Raw genomic sequence first — 22,115 nt, forward strand, 5'->3', positions numbered from 1 at the left:
GATGCACCTCAGCGATAACCGGCTTCGCCGGCTTCATGCAGTTTGGGTCCGCGCTCGACGATGGGTTCCAGCGCCTTTTCGACCGGAACGTTCGGCGCGGTGTGAATGCCCGTCCATGCCGGTTGCGGATTATATGCCCATTTGACGGAATTGCGCAGAACCGTCCGCACATTCGCGTCGTGATAGGTCGGATAGGTTTCGTGGCCGGGACGGAAATAGAAGACGTTGCCCGCGCCACGCCGCCAGGTCATGCCGGAGCGGAACACCTCGCCGCCCGCAAACCACGAGATGAAGACGGTTTCGAGCGGTTCGGGCACGGAAAACTGCTCGCCGTACATTTCCTCGTTTTCGAGCACGAAATTCTCATCCAGCCCCTGCGCGATCGGATGGCCGCGATTGACCACCCAGACGCGCTCGCGCTCGCCCGCCTCGCGCCATTTCAGTGCGCAGGGCGTGCCCATCAGGCGCTTGAAGATTTTGGAGAAATGGCCGGAATGGAGCACGATCAGCCCCATGCCTTCGAAGACGCGCTTCGCCACGCGCTCCACCACTTCGTCGCTGACGCCGCCGTGATCCTTGTGTCCCCACCAGACCAGCACATCCGTTTCGGCGAGGCGCTGTTCGGTCAGGCCATGTTCGGGTTCCTGAAGCGTGGCGGTTGTCGCCTGAATGGCGCTATCCTCGTTCAACGCGCCGGCAATAGTGTTGTGCATACCTTCGGGATAAACGGAACGCACGGTTTCATTGATCTGCTCGTGAATGTTCTCACCCCAGACGATGGTTCGTATAGGCACAGATATTCTCCTTGCTGCGGGCGTCACGGCCCATATGTCGTTAAGCTTGGGAGGTCGACGTCAGACGGACGAACCGTTGAGGGCGCGGCCTTTTTCATCGAAACGATGAATATTTTCCCCCATGGGGGAAACCGAGAGCGTCTCGCCTGCCTTGCGTACCGCCACGCCGCTTTCGCGGACAACCAGCGGCTCCTCAAGGCCGAGATCGATATAGACATAGGTATCGGAACCGAGAATTTCGGTGTGGATCACCTGACCGGTCCAGCGGCCGTCCGCCTCGCTCTCCGGCACGATGGCAAGGTGCTCGGGGCGCAGGCCCACCGTGTGAGAGCCGAAAGGCGCGGCATGAGCGCCGGTCAGGAAATTCATCTTCGGCGATCCGATGAACCCGGCGACGAAAAGCGAATTGGGCTTTTCATAAAGCTCAAGCGGCGTCCCGATCTGCTCCACGCGTCCATCGCGCAGCACGCAGATGCGGTCGGCCAGGGTCATCGCCTCCACCTGATCGTGCGTCACATAGATCATGGTTGTGTCTTCCATGCTCTGGTGAAGCCTGGCGATCTCAAGCCTTGTAGCCACACGTAGCGCCGCATCGAGGTTGGACAAGGGTTCGTCGAACAGGAAAACCTTCGGATCGCGCACGATGGCGCGGCCGATGGCGACACGCTGGCGCTGCCCGCCGGAAAGCTGGCGCGGCAGGCGCTCCAGATAGGGCGTCAGTTGCAGCATCTCCGCGGCCTGATGAATGCGGGCTTTGCATTCATCCTTGCCCTTGCCTGCAAGCTGCATCCCGAAAGCCATGTTCTCATAGACCGTCATATGCGGATAAAGCGCATAGGACTGGAAAACCATGGCGATGCCGCGCTTCGATGGCGCGAAGCTGTTGACCACTGTTCCGTCGATGGAGAGGCTGCCCGAGGTGATTTCCTCAAGCCCCGCGATGAGGCGCAGGAGCGTGGATTTTCCGCAGCCCGAAGGGCCGACGAAAACCATGAATTCACCGGGACGGATATCCATGTCCACGCCCCTGATGACCTCGAAATTGCCGAAAGACTTGCGCACACCGCGCAATTGAAGCTCTGCCATGGCTGTACCTAACCCTTTACGCCGCCTGCCGTCAGACCGGATACGATCCGCCGCTGGAAGATGAGTACGAGAATGACGAGGGGAACCGTGACGATGACGGAAGCCGCCATGATGTTGCCCCAGGGGATTTCGAACTGACTGCTGCCCGACAGAAGCGCGATAGCCACGGGCACGGTGCGCTGGCTGCCGGACGAGGTGAATGTGAGCGCGAACAGGAATTCGTTCCACGCGGAGATGAAGGCGAGCAGGCCCGTCGTCACCAGCGCGGGCCACATGAGCGGCATGAAGACCCGCGTGATGATGACCCACGGCGATGCGCCGTCCACAATGGCCGCTTCCTCGATCTCCACCGGCAGGTCGCGCATGAAGGTAGTGAGCACCCAGACCGTGAACGGCAGCGTGAAGATCATATAGGAGAAGATCAGCGCCAGCGGCGTGTTGAAGATGCCGAGGAAGCGGATCAGCTCGAACAGACCGGCCAGAACCGCGATCTGCGGAAACATCGAGACCGACAGGATGGTGAGGAGGAGCAATCCCCGTCCCCGAAAGCTCACGCGCGCCAGCGCATAGGCCGCCGTTACCGCAAGCAGAAGCGAGATCGCCACCACGACGGTTGCCACCAGCAGGGAATTGCCGAGACTGCGCAGGAAACTGCCCTGTGTCAGCACGCCCGCATAATTGTCGAGCGAAAAACCGGTAGGCCAGTAATCAACCCGAAACAGCGCGGTCCCCGATTTCACGCTGGTGATGATCGCGTAATAGAAGGGGAAGACGGCTATCAGGATGATGAACGCCACCAGGAGATAGAAGCCGAATATCCTTGCATATCGCATTGCGCTACTCCCCCCTGCCACCAACATTCACACGTCCGAAGAACATGTAGGCCACGGTAATGGCCGCGATGATGAGGAACAGCATCGTCGACGCCGTCGCGCCATAAGCGAACTTGTCGAAGTCGAAGAGATTCTCGCGCGCGAAAACCGACATGGTCTTGGTCTGCGCATTGTTGGGCGTCAGCACATAGATCAGATCGAAGATGCGCAACGCGTCGAGCATACGGAAGATGACCGCCACCATGAGCGCCGGCCGGATCAACGGCAGCGTCACCCGCCAGAACACCCTGACCGGATGCACGCCGTCGATCTTCGCCGCCTCGTAAATGTCGGACGGCACCATTTGCAGGCCGGCCAGAATGAGCAGCGCCATGAATGGCGTCGTTTTCCACACATCGACGATCAGGATCGCGATCATGGCCGTATCGGGATTGGCCGTCCATGCGATCTTCTGGCTGATGAGGCCGAGATTGAGCAGGATATGATTGAGAATGCCGAACTGGTCGTTGAGCATCCAGCCCCACATCTTGGCCGACACGATGGTCGGTATCGCCCACGGGATCAGGATTGCCGCGCGCACGAGGCCCCGCCCCCGGAAATTCGCGTTCAGCACCAGCGCCACGATCAGGCCGAAGGCGGTTTCGAGACTGACCGAAAACAGCGTGAACCTGATCGTGTTCCAGACCGCGCCCCACCAGGCGGGATCGACCAGAAGACCGCGATAGATCGTGCGCCCGCTCTTGAGCGTGATCCACGAGAGATAGTTGTCGAAGCCAACGAATTTCGCCGTGGCGAGGCTCGTCAGCGATGCATTGGTGAAGCTGAAATAAATGGTGCGAAGCAGCGGCCATCCGGCCACCAGCGCAAGGACCAGAAGGCTTGGCGCGAGAAACAGCCACGCCGAGCGGATACGCTGCGCGCGCAGATCGGAGTGAACCCGGCCACCATTGGCCGGACTCCCCGAATTATCGAGAGAAGTCTCCGTCATGTCCTGCTCCGGATCATCGGATGAAAGGGGCGTTCGGGTCTCTCGGGAGGTCGGCCCGAACGCGGCTTGATCGGTCCCTACCAGCCGGAGCCTTGCAGCTCGGTCAGTTCGACCTCAAGCAATTCCAGGTTCTCCGCCGCCGTACCGCTGCCCGACAGGGTATTGTGCACGGCGGTCCAGAATTTCGACGAGACTTCGTTATATTTCACCTTCGTCGCAGCCGACGGGCGCGGCACGGCATTCTGGAAGATAGGCTTCCAGTTGGCCATGAAAGGCTGCGCGGCGATGACATCCTTGTCGTCGTAAAGCGCCTTGATGGTCGGCAGGCGCGAGATTTCGATGGCCTGCGCCTTCTGCACTTCCGGCGAAGCGAGATATTTGACGAGCGCAATCGCCGCATCCTGCTTGGCGGAATATCTGGAGACGGCGAGATTCCAGCCGCCGAGCGTCGAGGACGGCGCGTCGCCTTGCGCGCCGGCGGGTAGAGGCGCCACGTCGAACTTGCCCTTCACGCCGCTATCGGCGCTGTTGCCCAGCGCATAGGCATAGGGCCAGTTGCGCATGAAGACCGCATTGCCGGTCTGCCACACGCCGCGCGATTCCTCTTCCTGATAGGCAAGCGCGCCCTGCGGCGAGATCGTTCCGATCCAGCCCTTGACCCGGTCGAGGGCAGCGGCGGCCTTTTCGTTATTGACCGAAATCGTCCCGTCGGCCTCGACGATCTGCCCGCCGCCGGACGACTTGATCCATTCCAGCGCGTTGCAGGTCAGGCCCTCATAGGCATTGCCCTGGAAAACGAACCCCCACAGGTCCGATTTGCCCTCGGCCCGCTCCTTGTCCATGATTTCCCTGGCGGTTGCTGCCATTTCGTCCCAGGTCACAGGAACCTGTTTGTTGTATTTCTCCAGAAGGTCCTTGCGATAGAAGAGCGCTGGCGCATCCGTATAGAAGGGCAGCGCGACAAGCTTGCCGTTCACGGTCTGCGACGCGATGATCGACGGGAAATGCGCGCCCGTCACGTCCTTCGCCGCCTCCGTCAGATCGATGAACTGGTCGGATAGTTGCGGCGCCCACACCACGTCGGTCTGATAAACATCGATATCCGCGTTACCGGCGGCAAGCCACAGGCGATACTGGCTGAACTGCTCGCTGCTCGATGACGGCATCGAGACGATGTTGACCTTGTTGCCGGTCTCCTTCTCGAACCCGACGACCTGTTCCTGCAGAAACTTGATATTGTTGCCGGTCGAGCTGGCTGCGATGGAAATCTCCACCGCCTGAGCGCTCACCGTCGCCAATCCGAATGCCAGACATCCGGCAAGCACACCACGAATAGCTTTCATTGTTCCCTCCTCCCATCCATCCTGTGTTTGTATAATCGAAAACGGTTTGGATGACAAAAAGGTTGCAGAGGACTGCATTTATGTCAAGCTTCTGATTTATTGCCCGCATGAATTCCATTACTTTAATTTTTAGGTATTATAATTCAAATACTTATAAGCCAATCCGCAAACGGGAACTATTCCGGGGCCATGCGCCACGCAATACGGCCACGGCAAAATTCAAACAAACTTGAAATCGGTTTGAGTCTGGTGCAGACTAGGGTCTAAACCCAATTAGGATTTGGAGCGTGGTATGGTCGAAAATGACACAGTTTCAGGAGCGAAACCGAAGGTGGAGTGTCCCTCCATCGAGGTTTCGCGACGCCAAAATGGGTTATTTTCGTCATATCCCTTCGGGACGTGGCGGATTTTGCCCCCGAATGCGTCGAAAAACCCTCGTGGTGGGGGACACCACGTCGGCCTTTCCTCCTGTTCAGGAACAAAATCCGGCTCACGCCACGCCCGAAACCTGATTGAGTTTAGACCCTAGAGTCAGGACAGCCAGTCGCAGACAAGAAGCGACCAATTGTTAATCGCAGGCAAGCCGCTATAATCCACCACCTTGCCCGCCTGTATAATTCGAAAGCCTCATGAAGCTCCGCGAATTCGCCAAACATCTCGGCCTTTCGGCCACAACCGTCAGCCGGGCGCTGAGCGGCTACCCGGAAGTCGCGGAAGCAACGCGCAAGCGGGTGATGGAAGAGGCGGTGCGGCTCGGCTACCGCCCCAATGTCAACGCGGTCCGGCTGGTGACGGGGCGCGCGGGCGCGATCGGCGTCGTGATGGGCCGCAACAGCGAATTTCACTTTGCCGAATTCATGCGCGGCATGGCCGAAAGGCTGGGCCAGGACGAGGTGGACATTCTCGTCAGCCCGATTGCCAATCATGGCACCGACGACGAAGTGCAGCTCTGCCGCCGGCTTGCCACCAGTCACCGCGTCGATGCGATCATCGTGACCTCGCCCAAGCCGAATGACGAGCGCATCCGCATGTTGCACGAACTGGGCATACCGTTTCTCGTCCACGGGCGCTCGGAAACCGACATTCCCCATGCCTGGCTCGACATCGACAATGAGGGTGCTGTCTATCGCTCGACCAGCCATCTGCTCGATCTGGGCCATCGCCGTATCGCCATGATAAACGGCCGCTACGGCTTTACCTTCTCGCTTCACCGCGACGAAGGCTACCGCAAGGCGCTGGAAAGCCGGGGGATCGCGTTCGACCCGGATCTGGTCGAGCATGGCGACTTCACCGACGAGATCGGTTATCGCCTTGCGCGCAAGCTTCTGGAGCGCACGCCGCGCCCGACCGCCTTCGTGGCCGGTTCGATGATGACCGCGCTCGGCATTTACCGGGCTGCGCGCTCCTTCGGCCTGACCATCGGCAAGGACATTTCCGTCATCGCCCATGACGACGTGATTTCGTTCCTCAGCGCCGACAATATGGTGCCTTCGCTGACGGCGACGCGCTCCTCGATGCGGGCAGCGGGCAAGCGCTGCGCCGACCTCCTGATGGACATGCTGGACGGCGGCGCGCCCGCCGATATTCACGAATTATGGCCCGCGGAACTCATCCTGCGCGACTCCGCGACCCGCGTTCCTGAATGGGCCTGACATATGGACTTGACGCGTCAGACGTTCAGTTTTTTCGCTTCGATACGCATCGACACCCGCTCGACCGTGATTTCGTAATGGTCGCCCTGCACCACCTCGGCAATGCGGCTCGGGCGGAAGGCGACGGCGTTGATGCCGCCTGCATGGCGCAGACTGTCGAATAATATGCCGAATTCGCCCTTTTCGCGCATATCCTCGCCGAATTTCTGCGATGCGGCATAAGAAACCGGATCGTAAACATCGCGCATCGGCGCCTGCCTGCCGCATATATCGACGAAATCCTCTTCAAGCTTCGCCGTATAAACGCGAAAAGTGCGCGACAGCCCGTCCTGCTGCGTGGCGACGGTCTCGCGGCGCATGTGGTGCGCAACTTCCACGACCGACGTGACGAGGCGCGCTGCCGCATACCATGCGCCAAGCTCCGGCCCGTTGAAGCGCATTCCACCCGGCGCCACATGCAGGAAGCTCGCCATCACAATGCTGGAATTCGGCCTTCCGAACACCCATTCCTCACGCGCAAGGCGCTGTAACCGCTCGGCCAGCAGCCGGTCATTGGTCCAGCCTGCCAGTTCCATCACCGCCTCCAGGTCGGCGGCGGTGGCGACCGTGTCGAAAAGACCGATCGGCGGAAAGCGCGACGGGATGAGACGATAGCTCGGCTGTGGTGCCGGACCGCGCTTCACGAGAACACCACGTCCTCGTCGCGATAGGGCCGGAACTCGCGGTCGAGCGCATTCGGTTCCATGTAAAGCCCGCCGCGCGCCGCATCCAGAAAGCGGCGGACCGTCAGCAATCCATCCTGAAGCCCGCTCGCCACCAGCCTCAACGGCGGATGCCCGCCGAAAACACCGGCCTGATTGGGTGTATGCAGCCAGTGAATGCCCGCTTTCTCGTCGGCATAAAGCACACCCAGCGCCTGATGAATGCCAAGAACGGCGGAAAGACGCATCAGCACGTCGACATCGAGCGTGATGTCGCGCCGTTCGCGCACCGCCTTGACCCAGTTGTAATAGGTGGACCGTGAAGGCAGCCCCAGCACCAGAAGCCGCTGCTGCTCGTCCAGCCTCCACAGATCGGCAATGGTCAGAAAGCTGCGCAACCCCGGCCCGCTCAACCGTTTGCGCGACTGCGGGGAAAAACGCGCCGCATCGAGAATATCCGGCCCCTTGTCCATTGTCGGCTTCAATATCGCGCTGTGTCTGGCCATCATCGCCTCCAATCATCCAGATTGGAATATAGTCCAAATATGGACTTTTACAACCCTGCGATGTTTTCGGCGATGATTACTCGGCGGCGATCAGCGGCGCCCCTGCGGCGACATCCGGCACGAAATCGAAATGAGCGGGGCGCAGCGAAACATAGCCGTTGCGGATATCCAGCACGTGGGAATAGACCTCCGCGCCGTTTTCGAGCAATGGCAGCTTTTCCTCATGCATGATGCTGATGACGATGGCTTGCGGGCAGCGCGTCTTCAGCGCTTCGTGGAAGCGCATTTTCGAAGCGGAATCGAGCGCACCCGTTGCCTCGTCGAGGAAGATGATCGTGGGCTTGTGCAGGAGAATGCGCGCCAGCACGACCTTCTGCTTCTGCCCGCCGGACAGGATCATGTCCCAGGGCGTTCCACCGGCATCCGGGTCGTTCATGCGTTCGATGAATTCGCCAAGCCCCGCCTCGTGCAGCACGGCGGCCACCGCCAGATCGGTGAACCGCTCCGCATCGGCGGGCAGGCTCACCAGTTGCTTCAGGGATACCGAGGGGAACTTCGCTTCCTGCGTGGCATAAAGGGTGGTCGCCTTCTGCGGATAGATGATATCGCCGGTGCCATAGGGCCACAGGCCGTTCAGCGCCTTCACGAAGGAGGTTTTGCCCGAGCCGGATTCACCGCGCATATAGACCCAGTCGCCAGCGCGAATATTGATCACGCCCGAACGCAGGAACGGCGCTTCGCTGTCCGGCCCCTGCATGAGGGTCAGGTTGCGCACCGACAAGCCGAAGCGCGGATGCTGTTCGGCGAAAGCAAAGCGGTTGATGCCGGAGCGGTTGTAGAATTCGGTTGGGTCCTGAACGTTCTCGATAGCTTGCGCGAGACCTGTCACGCGGCCTGCATTGGCGCGCAGATTGGCAATCGCCGGCATGACCTGGATGAACCACGAGCAATCGTTGATCATCGCCGCAACCAGTTCCGCACCCGTCACATAGTTACGGAAGCTGACCGAACCGCTCATATAGGGCAGAAGGCCCGGAATATAGGCAACGATGCGATTGGACAGGAAACCATAGGCCTGCGAGAAGGCCAGATAGGCCGCGTCGAAGCGGTTGAGACGGTTCCACGTACCGTCCACGTCCCTGTAGAGGCGGTCATTGACCGACCGCTGCACGGTCTCGCCGCCGGAGGCGGAAATCTGGAAGCTGCGGCGCAGGAGCGTCGTCCATTCGCCACGATAGGAGCCTTCGGCCTTCTGGATGCCGAGATTCAGGCGCTCCAGCCGCTTGCCGATCCTGACCGCGACCAGCGTGCCGAGCGGCACATAGATGGCGATTGCCGCAAAGGCGAGAACCGCGCTGCCATAGCTGCCGAGAAATTCCAGCCCGCCCACTTCGGTCGACATTTCGATCAGCTTCTGCCCGATGAAGAAGGCCGACAGAACCACGCCGACAATGCCCATGACGAGGCCGATGGCGCCGCCGGTCATGCCCTTGATCGATTCCTGCAAACGCTGGTCGATATTGTCGGGCTGGTCCTTCGCCCGGCCCTGTTGCAGATGGAAATGAGTGTGCCTGCCGTCCAGAAGCGCGGTCGAGAACTGGTCGTTCAGCCAGTTGCGCCATTTGCGGTGCAGCGTGGTCGACAGGAAATGGCGCGAGCCGACCAGAAACATATCCTTCGCCAGCATCAGCAGAACGAGAATGCCCGCATTGGCCGCAATCGTTGCAAGAGGATTCTGGACCGGCGCCGTATTGACGTTGACGATGGAGTTCATCAGCAGGCCCGAAGCCTCGGCCACCCAGACGGTGGTCTTGCTGACGAAAGCCGTCATCAGAAAGATCGCGAGGGTGAGGCCCCAGGCCTCCTTCCAGCGGTCGGAAATCCAGTAGGCTCGCATCAGCCCCCAGAACGACGTCATGTCGGCCACGGCAGACCTCCCCCTTGCCTGCAAGGATTGCTGTCTGGTCTGCCGGTTTTTGCTCAATCCACACCTCGTTCGATATCGAGAAATGTAACGATCTGTTACATATTGCAACAAACTGTGGTTAACGCAATGTTAATAGTCAACACAAAAGCGGAACGCCAAACCGTGAATGGACAGCGGTTCGGTGGCAACGAATTGAAATCGTTTACCTATCGAAAAATGGATTTTTTTGCTGAACAGTCTGTTTCACGCGGCAAATACGGGCTTTCCGGTGGGCAAACCCTTCGATTCTATCAAAGTGGGCCTATTGCGCCGCGAGATAGGCCTGAAGCCGCGGCACGACATAATCGAGGAAAACGCGGACCCGCTGCGGCAGCCGCGCCCCGCCCAGAAACACGGCGTGAACTTCCTCCAGGTCGTTCTCGACCGCATCGGACAGGACCTCCACCAGCCTGCCGGACGCAATATCTTCGCGCGCGTGATAATCGCCGATGCGCGCAAGCCCCAGTCCCGCCACAGCCATGCGGCGGACAGTCTCGCCATTATTGGCCAGAAGCGAACCGGAGACGGCGCGGTCCACGATCCGCCCGCTTTCCTTGAGCGGCCAGACCGGCGCGGCACGGCGGAAATTGAAGCCGATGCAGTTGTGATCGGCAAGGTCGTCCACGGTCGTCGGCGTGCCGTGACGTGCGAGATAGGACGGCGCCGCCACGATCTTGCGCCGTGCGATGCCGAGCCTGCGCGCCGTCATGCTGGAATTGGGAAGAGCGCCGATACGGAACGCCACATCGGTGCGATCGAGATAGAGGTCGACCAGTTCGTCCGACAGCGACAGGTCGATCACGATATTCGGATAGGCCGACAGGAATTCCGGCAGGAGCGGTTCCAGCGCAAGCGTTCCAAGCGCCACGGAAGCGTTGACGCGCACCGTGCCGCCGGTGCTCGCGGAGCCTTGCGAAATCTCGCGCTCCACCTCCTCGAATTCGTGCAGCAGCCCCTGGCTGCGCTCATAATAGATCTGTCCCTCCGTCGTCAGCGACAGCCTGCGCGAAGAACGTTCCAGAAGGCGCACGCCCAGCCGCGCCTCTATACGCGATATGAGTTTGCTGATCGTGGAAGGGTTCATGCGCAAAAGACGCGCGGCCTCGGAAAAACTGCCCGTTTCCACGACGCGCAGAAAGACCTGCATTTCGCCGGCGCGATTGTCCATCATCCGCTCCATCTGTGAAACCGTTTCACAGATAATGTGGATTTCGAGCGGATTTTCAAGTCGGCACAACGCGCTTATCTGTCAGCCACATCACGATTCACAACAGGATTTACAAATGAAATTCGTCAACGCACATGGCGCAGCCATTCCTGCGCTTGGTTTCGGCGTGTTCCGCATGAGCGATGCCGAAGTGGAAACCGTCGTCCCGGCCGCTCTTGAAGCCGGTTTCCGCCATTTCGATACGGCGCAGATCTATCAGAACGAAGCTGCCCTTGGCCGCGCCCTGCAAAAGGCTGGCGCAAGGCGCGACGACCTGTTCCTGACCACCAAGGTCTGGGTGGACAATTACAGCCCGGAAAAATTCGCGGCTTCGGTCGATGAAAGCCTCGACAGGCTGAAGGTCGATCGGGTGGACCTCCTGCTTCTGCACTGGCCCGCCGACAAGGTCGCCATCACCGACCAGATCGACATGCTGAATGCCGTGCAGGCCGCGGGCAAGACGCGCTTCATCGGCGTGAGCAACCAGAACATCGCACAGATGCGCGAATCCATCGAGCGGAGCGCCGCGCCCATCGTCACCAACCAGATCGAGGCGCATCCTTATCTCGATCAGGATGCAATGGCGAAAGCCGCCGAAGACGCAGGCGTCGCCATCACCGCCTATTACGGCATGGCCGACGGTGCGGTGCCACGCGATGCGACGCTTCAGGCCATCGGCGCGAAATACGGCAAGACCGCCGCACAGGTCGGCCTGCGCTGGCTGATCGAGCGTGGCTTCATCGCCCTTTCCAAGACGGCGAAGCCGGAGCGCGTGGCGGAAAATTTCGACGTGTTCGATTTTGAACTGAATGCAGAAGACATGACGGCGATTTCAAAGCTCGCCCGTCCCGATGGACGACTGGTCAGCCCTCCCGGACTGGCACCCGTCTGGGACAAGTAAGGAAATAACGGAGATTTCGCGATGAGTGCTGTAAACGCACAGGACAGCGCGACGAAGGCGGCCGGTTTCAACTGGCCGCTGCTCGCGCTTGCAATCGGTGCCTTCGGTATAGGCACCACGGAATTCGCGCCGATGGGCCTCCTGCCCGTCATCGCGGACGGCGTGGACGTATCGATCCCGACGGCTGGCCTTCTCGTCAGCGCCTATGCCATCGGCGTGATGGTCGGCGCGCCGGTCATGACGCTCGCCTTCGGACGTTTCGGCAAGCGCACGGCGCTGATGCTGCTCATGGGCATATTCACGCTCGGCAACATCCTTTCCGCGCTCGCGCCGGATTACTGGACGCTGCTGGCCGCCCGTCTGGTCACGAGCCTCAACCATGGCGCGTTCTTCGGTCTCGGCTCCGTCGTCGCCGCCAGCGTCGTGCCGCCCGAAAAGCGCGCCAGCGCCGTCGCCACCATGTTCATGGGCCTGACGATTGCCAATATTGGCGGCGTCCCGGCGGCAACCTGGGTCGGCCAGCAGATCGGCTGGCGCATGTCGTTTGCAGGCACCGCCGTTCTGGGCCTGCTCGCCATCACCGCGCTCTGGCTTTCGCTGCCGCGCGGCGAAGCAGGCAAGATGCCGGACATCCGCCGCGAACTGGGCGTCCTGATGCGCCCGACCGTGCTGATGTCGCTCGCAACGACCGTCATGGGCGCGGGCGCCATGTTCACGCTCTACACCTATGTCGCTCCCGTGCTGGCCGACCGCACCGGCGCTTCGGAAGGCTTCGTGACACTGGCGCTCGTCCTCATCGGTGTGGGCTTTACCATCGGCAATGCGCTTGGCGGACGCCTGGCAGACTGGTCGCTCAACGGCGCAACACGCATCTTCCTCGCAGCACTTGCGATCATCAGCCTGATACTGCCGCTCATGCTCGGCAGCCATATCGGCGCTGCAATCGGCCTGCTGGCATGGGGTGCCGCCGCCTTCGCCATCGTTCCGCCGGTCCAGACCCGCGTCATGCAGGCGGCGGCGGAAGCACCGGGCCTTGCCTCGTCGATCAATATCGGCGCGTTCAATCTCGGCAACGCCGTGGGGGCTGCCCTTGGCGGCGGCGTCATCAGCGCGGGCTACGGCTATGCCGCCATTCCGGTTGCCGGTGGCCTTCTGGCGGCAGCGGGCTTGCTGTTCACGCTGTCCCGCCGCCCGAAAGCGGCACTGGCCCCGTCGGCTTGCTAATCCAGCGTCCGCCGGAAGCGCAGCAGCGCCAGCGATGCGAACAGAAAGACAAAGAATATGAGGGCGTTCACCTCTCCGGCGATGTCGGAAAGGTGAGCGCCCTTCAGCATGACCGCCCGCACGATACGCAGGAAATGCGTCAGCGGGAAAATTTCGCCCAGCGCCTGCGCCCAGTCGGGCATACCCCGAAACGGAAACATGAAGCCCGACAGCATGAGCGACGGCAGGAAGAAGAAGAAGGTAAGCTGCATGGCCTGCATCTGCGTGCGCGAAGCCGTCGAAATCGTATAGCCGAGCAGCACCAGCGACAGGACGAAGATCAGCACAGCGCTCAGCAGAAGCGTCAGCGAGCCGACGAATGGCACGCCGAACAGAAGCTTCGCCGCAACCAGCACCACCACCACCTGCACCGCGCCCACCACAAGGAAGGGCAGCACCTTGCCCAGCATGATCTCCGCCGGAGTAGCGGGCATGGCGAGCAGATTTTCCATCGTCCCGCGTTCCGTCTCGCGGGTCAGCGCCATGGCCGTCATCATGACCATGGTCATTTGCAGGATCACGCCCAGAAGACCCGGAACGATATTATATTGCGACACGCCTTCGGGATTGTAGCGGCGGTGCACGACCACCTGAAGCTGGCTGCGCGCGGCGTCCTCGGCCTCCGCCTGCTTGCCTTGTTCGCGCAGGAGCGCCTGACTGGCCACGGTTCCAAGCGTCGAGATCGCGCCGCTTGCCACCGACGGGTCGGTGGCGTCGGCCTCGATCAGGATTTGCGGCTCGTCGCCCGCGTCGACACGCCTTGCAAAATCGGACGGGATCGTCACCACGAAGGAAACCGTGCCGCTTGCGATCAGCGCTTCGGCCTCCGCCGCGCTGCGGACCACATGATCGAAACGGTAATAGCCGGTCGTTTCCAGCGCCGACACCATCGCCCGCGTATAATGATCCTGACTGGTCGCGACCAGCGCGCTCGGCAGGCTTTTGGGATCGTTGTTGATGGCAAAGCCGAACAGCAGCAACTGCATCAGGGGCACCACCAGCATCATGGCGAAGGTGATGCGGTCGCGCCGCATCTGGATGAATTCCTTCGCCAGCATCGCGCCAAGACGCCCGAGGGAGAACCAGCCGCCTTTCATCACGCACCGTCCTTCGTCATGTTGTCCCGCGCATTCGCCATGAACTGGATGAAGACGTCTTCGAGGCTGGTCTCGCCCGCCGCGACGGAAATTCCCTCGCGATGCCTGACCTTTTCCAGCGCCGCTTCCAGCCTGTCCCGGTCGGACCCGACGACATGCAGCGTCGCGCCAAAAGGCGCCACCTGCTCCACGCCCGGCTCGCCTTCCAGTTCCCGCGCAATCTCGCCCAGCCGCGGGCCGTTGACGACGAAGGTCGTCAGTCCCGCCTTTGCGATCACCTCGCTCACCGTGCCGGTCGCCAGCAGCCTGCCATAGGAAATATAGCTGATGCGATGGCAGCGCTCGGCCTCGTCCATGTAATGGGTCGAGACGAGCACGGTCAGGCCGCCATCGGCGAGACGGTGAATCTCGTCCCAGAAATCGCGCCGCGCCTTCGGATCAACGCCTGCGGTCGGTTCGTCCAGCAGCAGAAGCTTCGGCTTGTGCATGATGCAGGCGGCAAGCGCCAGCCGCTGTTTCCAACCGCCGGACAGCGTGCCCGCAAGCTGGTTGCCGCGCGAGGTCAGGCCCAGTTCCGAAAGCGTGCGCGCCACATGCTCCTTCACCGGTTTCAGCCGGTAAAGACGCGCGACGAATTCAAGATTTTCAGCGATGGTCAGGTCTTCATAGAAGGAAAAGCGCTGTGTCATGTAACCGACCTCGCGCTTGATCTTCAGTCCCTCGGTGCGAAGATTGTAACCAAGCACCTGCCCTTCGCCCTCATCCGGCGTCAGCAGGCCGCACATGATGCGGATCGTGGTGGTCTTGCCGGAGCCGTTCGGCCCCAGAAAGCCGACGATCTCGCCCTCCGCCACCGTCATGCTGACCTGATCGACGACGGTGGCGCTTCCGAAACGCTTGACCAGTCCCTTGACTTCAATGGCGTTGGGCATCGTCACGCTCGCTTATTTCGCGCCCAGATCGACGTCCACGATCTGGCCGGGCTGCAAGGGCGAGGCGGGATCGACCGGGTGCGCCTCGACCAGATAGACGAGCTTCTGGCGCGTCTCCAGCGAGTAGATCACCGGCGGCGTGAATTCGGGATCGGGCGAGACATAGCTGATCCGCGCCGTGAGATCCGGCGCACAGCCATCGCAACGGACCGACAGCATGTCGCCGACATGCACCGCCGAAAGCCTGTCTTCCGGTATGTAGACCTTCAGCTTGACCGCACCGTCGGGCAGCATGGTCAGCACCGGAGCGGATGGCCCCGCAATGTCGCCGGGATTGCGGATGACATCGGTGATGCGGCCCGGCGCAGGCGCTTCGATGGTTCGCTTGGCAAGGTGCCAGCGGGCGGAATCGAGCTGCGCTTCCGCGCTTTTGACGGCGTTTTCCGCCGCCTTGATCGTTTCGGGCCGGGCAGGAAGCCGTCCCACAGCCAGATTGGAGGTCGCCTGATTGATGGAAGCTTCGGCCACCTCCAGCCTCGTCGCGGCATCGTCGAGTTGGGCCTGCGTCATCACTCCGCGCTTTGTGAGGTCCTGCGTGCGCAGGAGCGTTCGCCGGGCATCGTCGGTCTGTGCCTGCGCGGTGCGCACCGCTGCTTCCAGAACGGCGATTTCATCCGGGCGCTTGCCGACCTGCAAATCCGCCAGTTGGGCGCGCGCCTGCTCCAGCGTCGCCTCGGCCTGTGCGACAGCGATCTTCGCGTCCGTATCCTCGGTCCTCGCAATCGGCCTGCCCGGCGCCACCCGGTCGCCGCGCCTGACCGCCACGGACTGGACCTGCGCTACTTCCAGCGGTGCAAGGCGCACGAATTCGCCCTCGACATAGCCGACCGCAAGCGGTTGCGCACCGCAGGCCGCGAACAGATAGGATGCAAAGGGAAGCATACACAAAAAACTCATCGCGACACCTCATCCTCTTTAGCCGCATCCCTGGCCGCGAGGATCGCCGCAAGGTTCTGTCGCGTGATCGCGGCCACCGCCGTCGCCTCGTCGTCACCCATCGTCGACCAGCCCATGCGCCGCTTGACCGCCTCGCGGCCGATACGGAAATAGACGACCTGTCCGAGCAGGGTGAAGATGACGAGCCGTGTGCTTTCACTTTCGGCAGGCTCGCCCGTCGCGATTTCCCAGATGGCGCAGAGCCTTTTATGCGTCGGCTCGAACACGCCTGAATAGATGCGGTCGAGCGCCGCCGTCGGATGCGCAAGCTCCCGCAGGAGAAACTGCACGATCTCGCCCGATTGCGGCTGCGCCACGATGAAGCGCGACATCCGCTCGACGGCCATGGCAAGCTGCTGCCGCGCCTCTTCCTTCGTCTCGGCGGACGCGCCGATCACCGCATAATGGCCAAGCGCCTGACCGGCCACACCCTGTATCGTCTCCACGATATAGTCCGCCGCTGCCAGACGAAGCCCTTCCTTGCCGCCGAAATGATAGGCGATGGAGCCTATATTCGCCCTGGCAAGCGCGGCAATCTCGCGCGTCGACGTGGCGTCGAAGCCTTTCGACCCGAAAAGCTGCAATGCCGCATGAATGAGCGCGGCGCGCGTCTGTTCCACCGAGGGCTGCGGCTGATCCCGCCTGGTATTTTTCGATGTGCTCATGGAATGATTTAATCAATCGATTGATTAAATGTCAAGCAATACGAACAACAATGCCTGTTCAGGGAACGGCTCCACTATTCGTTGCGGCTCACGGCGGAATGAACAGCCGCGACCGTTTTTATGGCAGTGCTGCTTGGCGGGCCGAAGACGTATCAGCCGCGCCTGCCGACATGGCGTCCGACGGCTATCGGGGTCGGCATCTCCTGATGGGAACGGAATATCCGCTCCAGAGCCTCCCGTATGGCGGGCTTCGCCGCCACGGCCTTGCCTGCCTTGCTGTCGACATGCAGCAGCATCTGCTCGGCGCTGGCGATTTCCGTGTCACCCCGCCGCAGACTGTGAAACAGATGCGCGCGCTTCTCGTCGCAGGAGAGCAACTGCGTTTCGACATGGAGCGCGTCGCCCGCCTTCGCCTCACCGCGATGCATGATATGGGTTTCGACAGTGTAATAGCTGTGGCCGGATTGCAGATAGGCTTCGTCCACGCCGATATGAGCCAGAAACCGGTCCGTCGCCTGCCCGAACACGTCGAGATAGCGATGTTCGGTCATGTGTCCGTTATAGTCGATCCATTCCGGGATCACGCGCACGTCCAGAAGGCGCAACGCGCCGGAACCAGCCCCTGCCGTCCCGCCCGCCCTGTCGAGCCGTGCCGCATAGGCATTGAGGAGCGCGCCCGCACCCCATCCCTTGCCCTGTTGCTGATGCGCGAGCGCGCGGATGATCGCCACCAGATTCTCGTCGCGAATCCGTTCCAGATCGCGAATTGAAAGCCCTTCATTCTGCGCGTCCGACTGGTCGGCGATGCGGCCAATCAGGGCATCGTCAAGCTCCGGCACGTCCGTCAGTTTGGTCCAGGGCCATTGCAGCGCCGGGCCGAACTGGGCGAGGAAATGGCGCATACCAGCCGGGCCGCCCGCAATGCGATAGGTCTGGAACAGGCCCATCTGCGCCCATCGCAGCCCGAACGAATAGCGGATGATGTCATCGATCTGCTCCACCGTGGCGATGCCGTCGCGCACGAGCCACAGGGCCTCGCGCCACAGCGCCTCCAGAAGACGGTCGCCGACAAAGGCGTCGATCTCCTTTTCCAGCACCACCGGCTCCATGCCGGTCTGGCGATAGAGCGCGGAAGCGCTTTCAATCGTTCCGGCAGCAGTCTTTTCGCCGGGGACCAGTTCCACCAGCGGCAACAAATAGACGGGGTTGTAGGGATGGGCGATCAGCAGCCGTTCGGGATGGCGTAGCCCCGCCTGCAACCTGCTTGGCAGAAAGCCGGACGTCGATGAAGCAATCAGCGCGTCGGCGGCCGAATGCGCCTCGATCTCCGCCATCACGGCAAGCTTCAGGTCGAGGCGTTCGGGCACGCTTTCCTGAATAAGCACCGCGCCTTCGACCGCTTCCGCCAGCGACGCGGCAAAGGAGAGCTTGCCTTCCTGCGGCAGACGCGCCGTCGTCAGCGCCGCGAGCGCGCGCCGCGCATTGTCGAGAATATGTTCCGTCGTCGCCTTCGCATCCGATGACGGATCGTAGACCGCGACATTGAAGCCGTTGAGGAGGAAACGCGCGGCCCAGCCGCTGCCGATAACGCCGCTGCCGATACAGGCGATTTTCCGGGAAGAATGGCCGTTCATGATTATCACCAGCGCTTCGTGAGCTTGAGTTTTTCGCGGACTTCGGCGGGCGTCAGAACCTTGGCGCCCATGTTGACGGCGATGGTCCGGGCCCGTTCGACCAGATCGCCATTCGATGCCAGAACGCCCTTGTCGAGCCAGATATTGTCTTCAAGCCCCACGCGGATATTGCCGCCTGCAAGCACTGCGAGCGCCGCATAGGGCAACTGGTTGCGGCCGATGGAGAAGGCCGAGAAAATCCAGTTTTCCGGCAGATTGTGGAGGATGGAAACCAGCGTCGCAAGATCATCGGGCGCGCCCCACGGAATACCCATGCAAAGCTGCACCAGAACCGGATCGTCAAGCAGGCCCTGCTGCTGGAGCCACTGGGCGAGCGGCAGATGGCCGGTATCGAAAATCTCGATTTCCGGGCGCACGCCGAGCCGCTTTATCTGCGCCGCCATTTCCTTGAGCATGGCGGGCGTGTTGGTCATCACATAATCGCCTTCACCGAAATTCATCGTACCGCAATCGAGCGTGCAGATTTCCGGCAGGAGTTCCGCCACATGGGCAAGCCGTTCGGTGGCGCCCGCCATGTCGGTCTTCGCAGCGTCGGGCGGCAGCGGCGCTTCAGCGGAGCCGAGAACGAGATCGCCGCCGACGCCAGCCGTCAGGTTCAAAACGATATCGATACCGGATGCGCGGATATGATCCACCACCTCACGGAAAAGCCCCAGCTCGCGTGATGGCTCGCCGGTTTCGGGATCGCGCACATGGATATGGGCGATTGCGGCACCCGCCGCAGCACTTTCAATCGCCGCATCCGCGATCTGGCGCGGCGTGACCGGCACCTTGTTCGAGCGGTCGGTGGTCGCTCCAGCTCCTGTCACGGCAGCGGTGATGAATATTTCCCGGGATGGTTTCAAAGGCATGACTGTTTCCCTCTGGCCGATTCCGGCTCAGGCACCTGCCGCCGGAAATGCTCTTGTTTTAACAAGCTTGACAGGTCGCGATTTGCCGGGATTATCATTTTACGAAATCTATTTGGCGAAGAGCGAAACCCATGGTGTTTGAACCTTCCGACGACGAGTTGAGCGTTACCCTGCTTGTCCTGCCCGACTGCTCGCTCATGTCGCTGGCGGCGACGCTCGACCCGATGCGCGGCGCCAATCGCGTCACCGGGCGCTCGCTCTACCGCTGGCGCGTCGTATCGCCCGACGGCAGCGACCCCGTCACGTCGAGCGGCCTCAGGGTTTCGGCGGACGGAAAATTCGACGCGGGCGCGCAGGATATTCTCATTATCGTCAGCGCCTTCCACGCGCTCGAACATGCGACGCCGGGGCTTCTCGCCATGTTGCGCCGCGCCGCCCGACAGTCGAAACTCGTGGTCGGCGTGGAGGCCGGATCATGGGTCCTAGCGAAGGCGGGGCTGCTGAACGGGCGCAGGGCGACCACCCACTGGGAGGACCTTGAAGCCTTTTCGCAGCGCTTCCCGGAAACCGAAACCCAGTCGGATCGCTGGGTGCGCGACGGCGTTTTTCTCACTACGGGCGGGGCTGCTCCGGCGCTCGACATGATGCTGGCGCTCATCCGCGCCCGGCATGGCTATTCCATCGCGCTGGACGTGGCGAGCCTTTATATTTACGATGAGGTGAAACAGGCTTCGGACGCGCAGCCGCTGGTCTCCCTCGGGCGGTTGCTCAACCGCGAGCCACGGCTGGCCGAAGCGATCAAGATCATGGAAACGCACATAGACCGGCCCATCCCGGTGTCGGGCATTGCCCGCAAGCTGGGGCTTTCCACGCGCAGCCTCGAACTGCTCTTCGCCGATGCGATAGGCCAGTCGCCGGGCAGCTACTATCTCTCGCTGCGACTGAAAGCTGCCCGGCGGCTGATCCTCGATACGCATCTTTCCATGGCGGACACGGCGGAACAGACCGGCTTTTCGTCGATCAGTTCGCTGTCGCGCGCCTTCAAGCGGCATTTCGGCCAGTCGCCGAGCAAGCTGCGGCAATAACGGGAGGCGGGGCGCCTACAGCCCCAGCCCGGATTTCACTTCCGCAAGCGCGGGCTTGCCGTCGAAAGTGGTCACGCCGTCGAGCCATGCGTCGAGCTGCGTCGGGTTTTCCTTGATCCATTTGGCGACGGCGTCCTTTGCTTCCATGCCATCATTGAGGATCATGTTCATCATCGTGCTTTCCATCTCCGTGTTGAACTTCAGGTTCGACAGGAAGCGCGCGACATTCGGGCAGTCCGCCGCATAGCCCTTGCGCGTCAGGGTCTCGACCGTCGCCGCGCCGTCATCCGGCCCGAACAGATTGTCGCCGTTCTGGAGATAGGTGAGCTTGTAGCGGATATTCATGGGATGCGGGGTCCATGCGAAGAACACGACCGGCTCTTCCTTGCGCACGGCATTCTGGACCTGTGAAAGCATCGCCTGTTCGCTCGATTCCGCGAGCTGGAAATCCTTCAGGCCGAAATTGTCCTTTTCGATCATCGACTGGATCGTGGCGTTGGCGCTGCTGCCTGCCTCGATGCCGTAGATCTTGCCGCCAAGCTCGTCCTTGAACTTCGCGATATCGGCATAGGTCTTGATGCCGAGGTCCTTGCCGGTCGCCGCAAGGCCGATCCTTGCGCCTTCGAGATTGACGCCCGCCTGTTCGACGGATTTTTTGTCCAGATAGGGTTTGCGCGCTTCTTCCTGAAGCGGCATCCAGTTGCCGAGGAAAATATCGATCTGCCCGTTTTCCAGCGACTGGAACGTGACCGGAACCGAAAGAATGGTCGTTTGCGGCTGATATCCGGCCTTTTCGAGCAGCAGCGAAGCAAGCGCGGTCGTTGCGGTAATGTCGGTCCATCCGACATCGGAGAATTTCGGCGCTTTGCAGTTCTCGCCCTCGGCGGCATTCGCCTGCACGCTGGCGAGGCAGGCTGCGCTTGCCGCGAGCAACAGAAATAGACGTTTCATTTCCTTCTCCCCTTTGTTTATTGCAGACCGCATGATAGGGAAAACAGGAAACTCCTATTCGCAATTTACGCAATTATATTGGCATTTTGCGTAAGCCGAAGCCAATGAATGGCCCCGTCATCTTCGGTCCGGCACGCGGAAAAGCGCTTCACGCCCCGCCATATTGCGCATCGCTGACATGCTCCATCCACTCCACGACCTTGCCGTCGAGCTGTTCCTGAATGGCGATATGGGTCATGGCGTTATCGGGCGACGCGCCGTGCCAGTGTTTTTCGCCCGGTTCGAACCAGACGACGTCGCCGGGGCGAATTTCCTCGACCGGACCGCCTTCGCGCTGCACCAGACCGAGGCCCGCCGTCACGATCAATGTCTGTCCGAGCGGATGCGTATGCCAGGCGGTGCGCGCGCCCGGCTCGAAAGTCACGGTCGCGGCCGCAGCGCGCCGGGCCTCATTGGGGGAGAACAGCGGATCGATGCGGACATTGCCCGTAAACCAATCGGCTGGCCCCTTGCCCGAAGGATCGGTTCCGTTTCGCTTGATATCCATGAGGCATCCCTTTCCAGCTCGGTGGCAATGCAACATAGAGCGCATCCCGAAAAGTGT

At 61.4% G+C, this 22,115-nt stretch carries 21 protein-coding genes; 4 read left to right on the forward strand and 17 right to left on the reverse strand.

Annotation, left to right across the window (positions count from 1 at the left end; all coding sequences use genetic code 11):
- Positions 1–8 precede the first annotated feature (8 nt).
- From FHS76_RS09325 to FHS76_RS09345, 5 genes are all read right to left on the reverse strand, one after another.
- Complete coding sequence (locus FHS76_RS09325; RefSeq protein WP_183651165.1) at positions 9–794, reverse strand: ThuA domain-containing protein; 786 nt, start codon at positions 792–794, stop codon at positions 9–11.
- A gap of 60 nt (positions 795–854) precedes the next feature.
- Positions 855–1,880 carry an ABC transporter ATP-binding protein gene (locus FHS76_RS09330; protein WP_183651166.1) on the reverse strand — a complete coding sequence of 342 codons (1,026 nt, stop codon included), beginning with the start codon at positions 1,878–1,880 and terminating at the stop codon, positions 855–857.
- A gap of 8 nt (positions 1,881–1,888) precedes the next feature.
- Positions 1,889–2,713: a carbohydrate ABC transporter permease gene (locus FHS76_RS09335; protein ID WP_183651169.1), complete on the reverse strand. Its 825-nt coding sequence runs from the start codon at positions 2,711–2,713 to the stop codon at positions 1,889–1,891.
- A gap of 4 nt (positions 2,714–2,717) precedes the next feature.
- Positions 2,718–3,701, reverse strand: coding sequence for a carbohydrate ABC transporter permease (locus FHS76_RS09340; protein WP_183651172.1), 984 nt, complete (start codon positions 3,699–3,701; stop codon positions 2,718–2,720).
- Between the two features lie 77 nt (positions 3,702–3,778).
- Positions 3,779–5,044, reverse strand: a complete 1,266-nt coding sequence (locus tag FHS76_RS09345; protein ID WP_183651175.1) for an ABC transporter substrate-binding protein — start codon at positions 5,042–5,044, stop codon at positions 3,779–3,781.
- A 629-nt stretch (positions 5,045–5,673) separates the two neighbouring features.
- On the opposite strand from FHS76_RS09345, the gene FHS76_RS09350 reads away from it, so the two are divergent.
- Positions 5,674–6,696 carry a substrate-binding domain-containing protein gene (locus FHS76_RS09350; protein ID WP_183651178.1) on the forward strand — a complete coding sequence of 341 codons (1,023 nt, stop codon included), beginning with the start codon at positions 5,674–5,676 and terminating at the stop codon, positions 6,694–6,696.
- A 17-nt stretch (positions 6,697–6,713) separates the two neighbouring features.
- On the opposite strand, the gene FHS76_RS09355 is transcribed toward FHS76_RS09350, so the two are convergent.
- From FHS76_RS09355 to FHS76_RS09370, 4 genes are all read right to left on the reverse strand, one after another.
- Entirely contained in the window at positions 6,714–7,379 is a 666-nt protein-coding gene (locus FHS76_RS09355) for an RES family NAD+ phosphorylase (protein WP_183651181.1), read from the reverse strand.
- Positions 7,376–7,903 carry an MbcA/ParS/Xre antitoxin family protein gene (locus FHS76_RS09360; protein WP_183651184.1) on the reverse strand — a complete coding sequence of 176 codons (528 nt, stop codon included), beginning with the start codon at positions 7,901–7,903 and terminating at the stop codon, positions 7,376–7,378. Before FHS76_RS09360 ends, FHS76_RS09355 begins: the two co-directional genes overlap by 4 nt.
- 76 nt (positions 7,904–7,979) lie before the next feature.
- Positions 7,980–9,830, reverse strand: coding sequence for an ABC transporter ATP-binding protein/permease (locus FHS76_RS09365; protein ID WP_183651187.1), 1,851 nt, complete (start codon positions 9,828–9,830; stop codon positions 7,980–7,982).
- A 301-nt stretch (positions 9,831–10,131) separates the two neighbouring features.
- Entirely contained in the window at positions 10,132–11,037 is a 906-nt protein-coding gene (locus FHS76_RS09370; RefSeq protein WP_183651190.1) for a LysR family transcriptional regulator, read from the reverse strand.
- A 115-nt stretch (positions 11,038–11,152) separates the two neighbouring features.
- Here FHS76_RS09370 and FHS76_RS09375 point away from each other — a divergent pair, with 115 nt between their 5' ends.
- Both FHS76_RS09375 and FHS76_RS09380 read left to right on the forward strand, forming a co-directional pair.
- A complete protein-coding gene (locus FHS76_RS09375) occupies positions 11,153–11,977 on the forward strand; it encodes an aldo/keto reductase (protein ID WP_183651193.1) in 825 nt (274 codons plus the stop codon).
- A 21-nt stretch (positions 11,978–11,998) separates the two neighbouring features.
- The gene (locus tag FHS76_RS09380) at positions 11,999–13,201 is read left to right on the forward strand and encodes an MFS transporter (RefSeq protein ID WP_183651196.1); all 1,203 of its coding nucleotides are present in this window, start codon (positions 11,999–12,001) and stop codon (positions 13,199–13,201) included.
- On the opposite strand, the gene FHS76_RS09385 is transcribed toward FHS76_RS09380, so the two are convergent.
- The 6 genes from FHS76_RS09385 to FHS76_RS09410 form a co-directional block, all read right to left on the reverse strand.
- The gene (locus FHS76_RS09385; RefSeq protein ID WP_183651198.1) at positions 13,198–14,337 is read right to left on the reverse strand and encodes an ABC transporter permease; all 1,140 of its coding nucleotides are present in this window, start codon (positions 14,335–14,337) and stop codon (positions 13,198–13,200) included. The two genes, FHS76_RS09380 and FHS76_RS09385, sit on opposite strands and share 4 nt — an antisense overlap.
- The gene (locus FHS76_RS09390) at positions 14,337–15,269 is read right to left on the reverse strand and encodes an ABC transporter ATP-binding protein (protein WP_183651200.1); all 933 of its coding nucleotides are present in this window, start codon (positions 15,267–15,269) and stop codon (positions 14,337–14,339) included. Before FHS76_RS09390 ends, FHS76_RS09385 begins: the two co-directional genes overlap by 1 nt.
- Positions 15,270–15,281: 12 nt before the next feature.
- Positions 15,282–16,226 (reverse strand): HlyD family secretion protein, encoded by a 945-nt coding sequence (locus FHS76_RS09395; RefSeq protein WP_183651202.1) that lies wholly within the window; start codon positions 16,224–16,226, stop codon positions 15,282–15,284.
- Positions 16,223–16,930: a DUF1956 domain-containing protein gene (locus FHS76_RS09400; RefSeq protein ID WP_183651204.1), complete on the reverse strand. Its 708-nt coding sequence runs from the start codon at positions 16,928–16,930 to the stop codon at positions 16,223–16,225. The genes FHS76_RS09395 and FHS76_RS09400 overlap by 4 nt, the downstream gene beginning before the upstream one ends.
- A gap of 152 nt (positions 16,931–17,082) precedes the next feature.
- A complete protein-coding gene (locus FHS76_RS09405; protein ID WP_183651206.1) occupies positions 17,083–18,564 on the reverse strand; it encodes a carnitine 3-dehydrogenase in 1,482 nt (493 codons plus the stop codon).
- 5 nt (positions 18,565–18,569) lie between these two features.
- Positions 18,570–19,475 (reverse strand): BKACE family enzyme, encoded by a 906-nt coding sequence (locus FHS76_RS09410; protein WP_183651208.1) that lies wholly within the window; start codon positions 19,473–19,475, stop codon positions 18,570–18,572.
- A 131-nt stretch (positions 19,476–19,606) separates the two neighbouring features.
- Between FHS76_RS09410 and FHS76_RS09415 the strand changes: the two genes are divergently transcribed.
- On the forward strand, positions 19,607–20,560 hold the full coding sequence (locus FHS76_RS09415) for a GlxA family transcriptional regulator (protein ID WP_183651212.1): 954 nt from the start codon (positions 19,607–19,609) through the stop codon (positions 20,558–20,560).
- Positions 20,561–20,575: 15 nt separating this feature from the next.
- On the opposite strand, the gene choX is transcribed toward FHS76_RS09415, so the two are convergent.
- Positions 20,576–21,511, reverse strand: a complete 936-nt coding sequence (gene choX, locus FHS76_RS09420; RefSeq protein ID WP_183651215.1) for a choline ABC transporter substrate-binding protein — start codon at positions 21,509–21,511, stop codon at positions 20,576–20,578.
- 148 nt (positions 21,512–21,659) lie between these two features.
- The gene (locus tag FHS76_RS09425) at positions 21,660–22,058 is read right to left on the reverse strand and encodes a (R)-mandelonitrile lyase (protein WP_183651217.1); all 399 of its coding nucleotides are present in this window, start codon (positions 22,056–22,058) and stop codon (positions 21,660–21,662) included.
- Between the last annotated feature and the right edge of the window lie 57 nt (positions 22,059–22,115).

Origin of the sequence: Brucella daejeonensis (assembly GCF_014199265.1) — a bacterium.
GTDB classification, from domain to species: domain Bacteria; phylum Pseudomonadota; class Alphaproteobacteria; order Rhizobiales; family Rhizobiaceae; genus Brucella; species Brucella daejeonensis.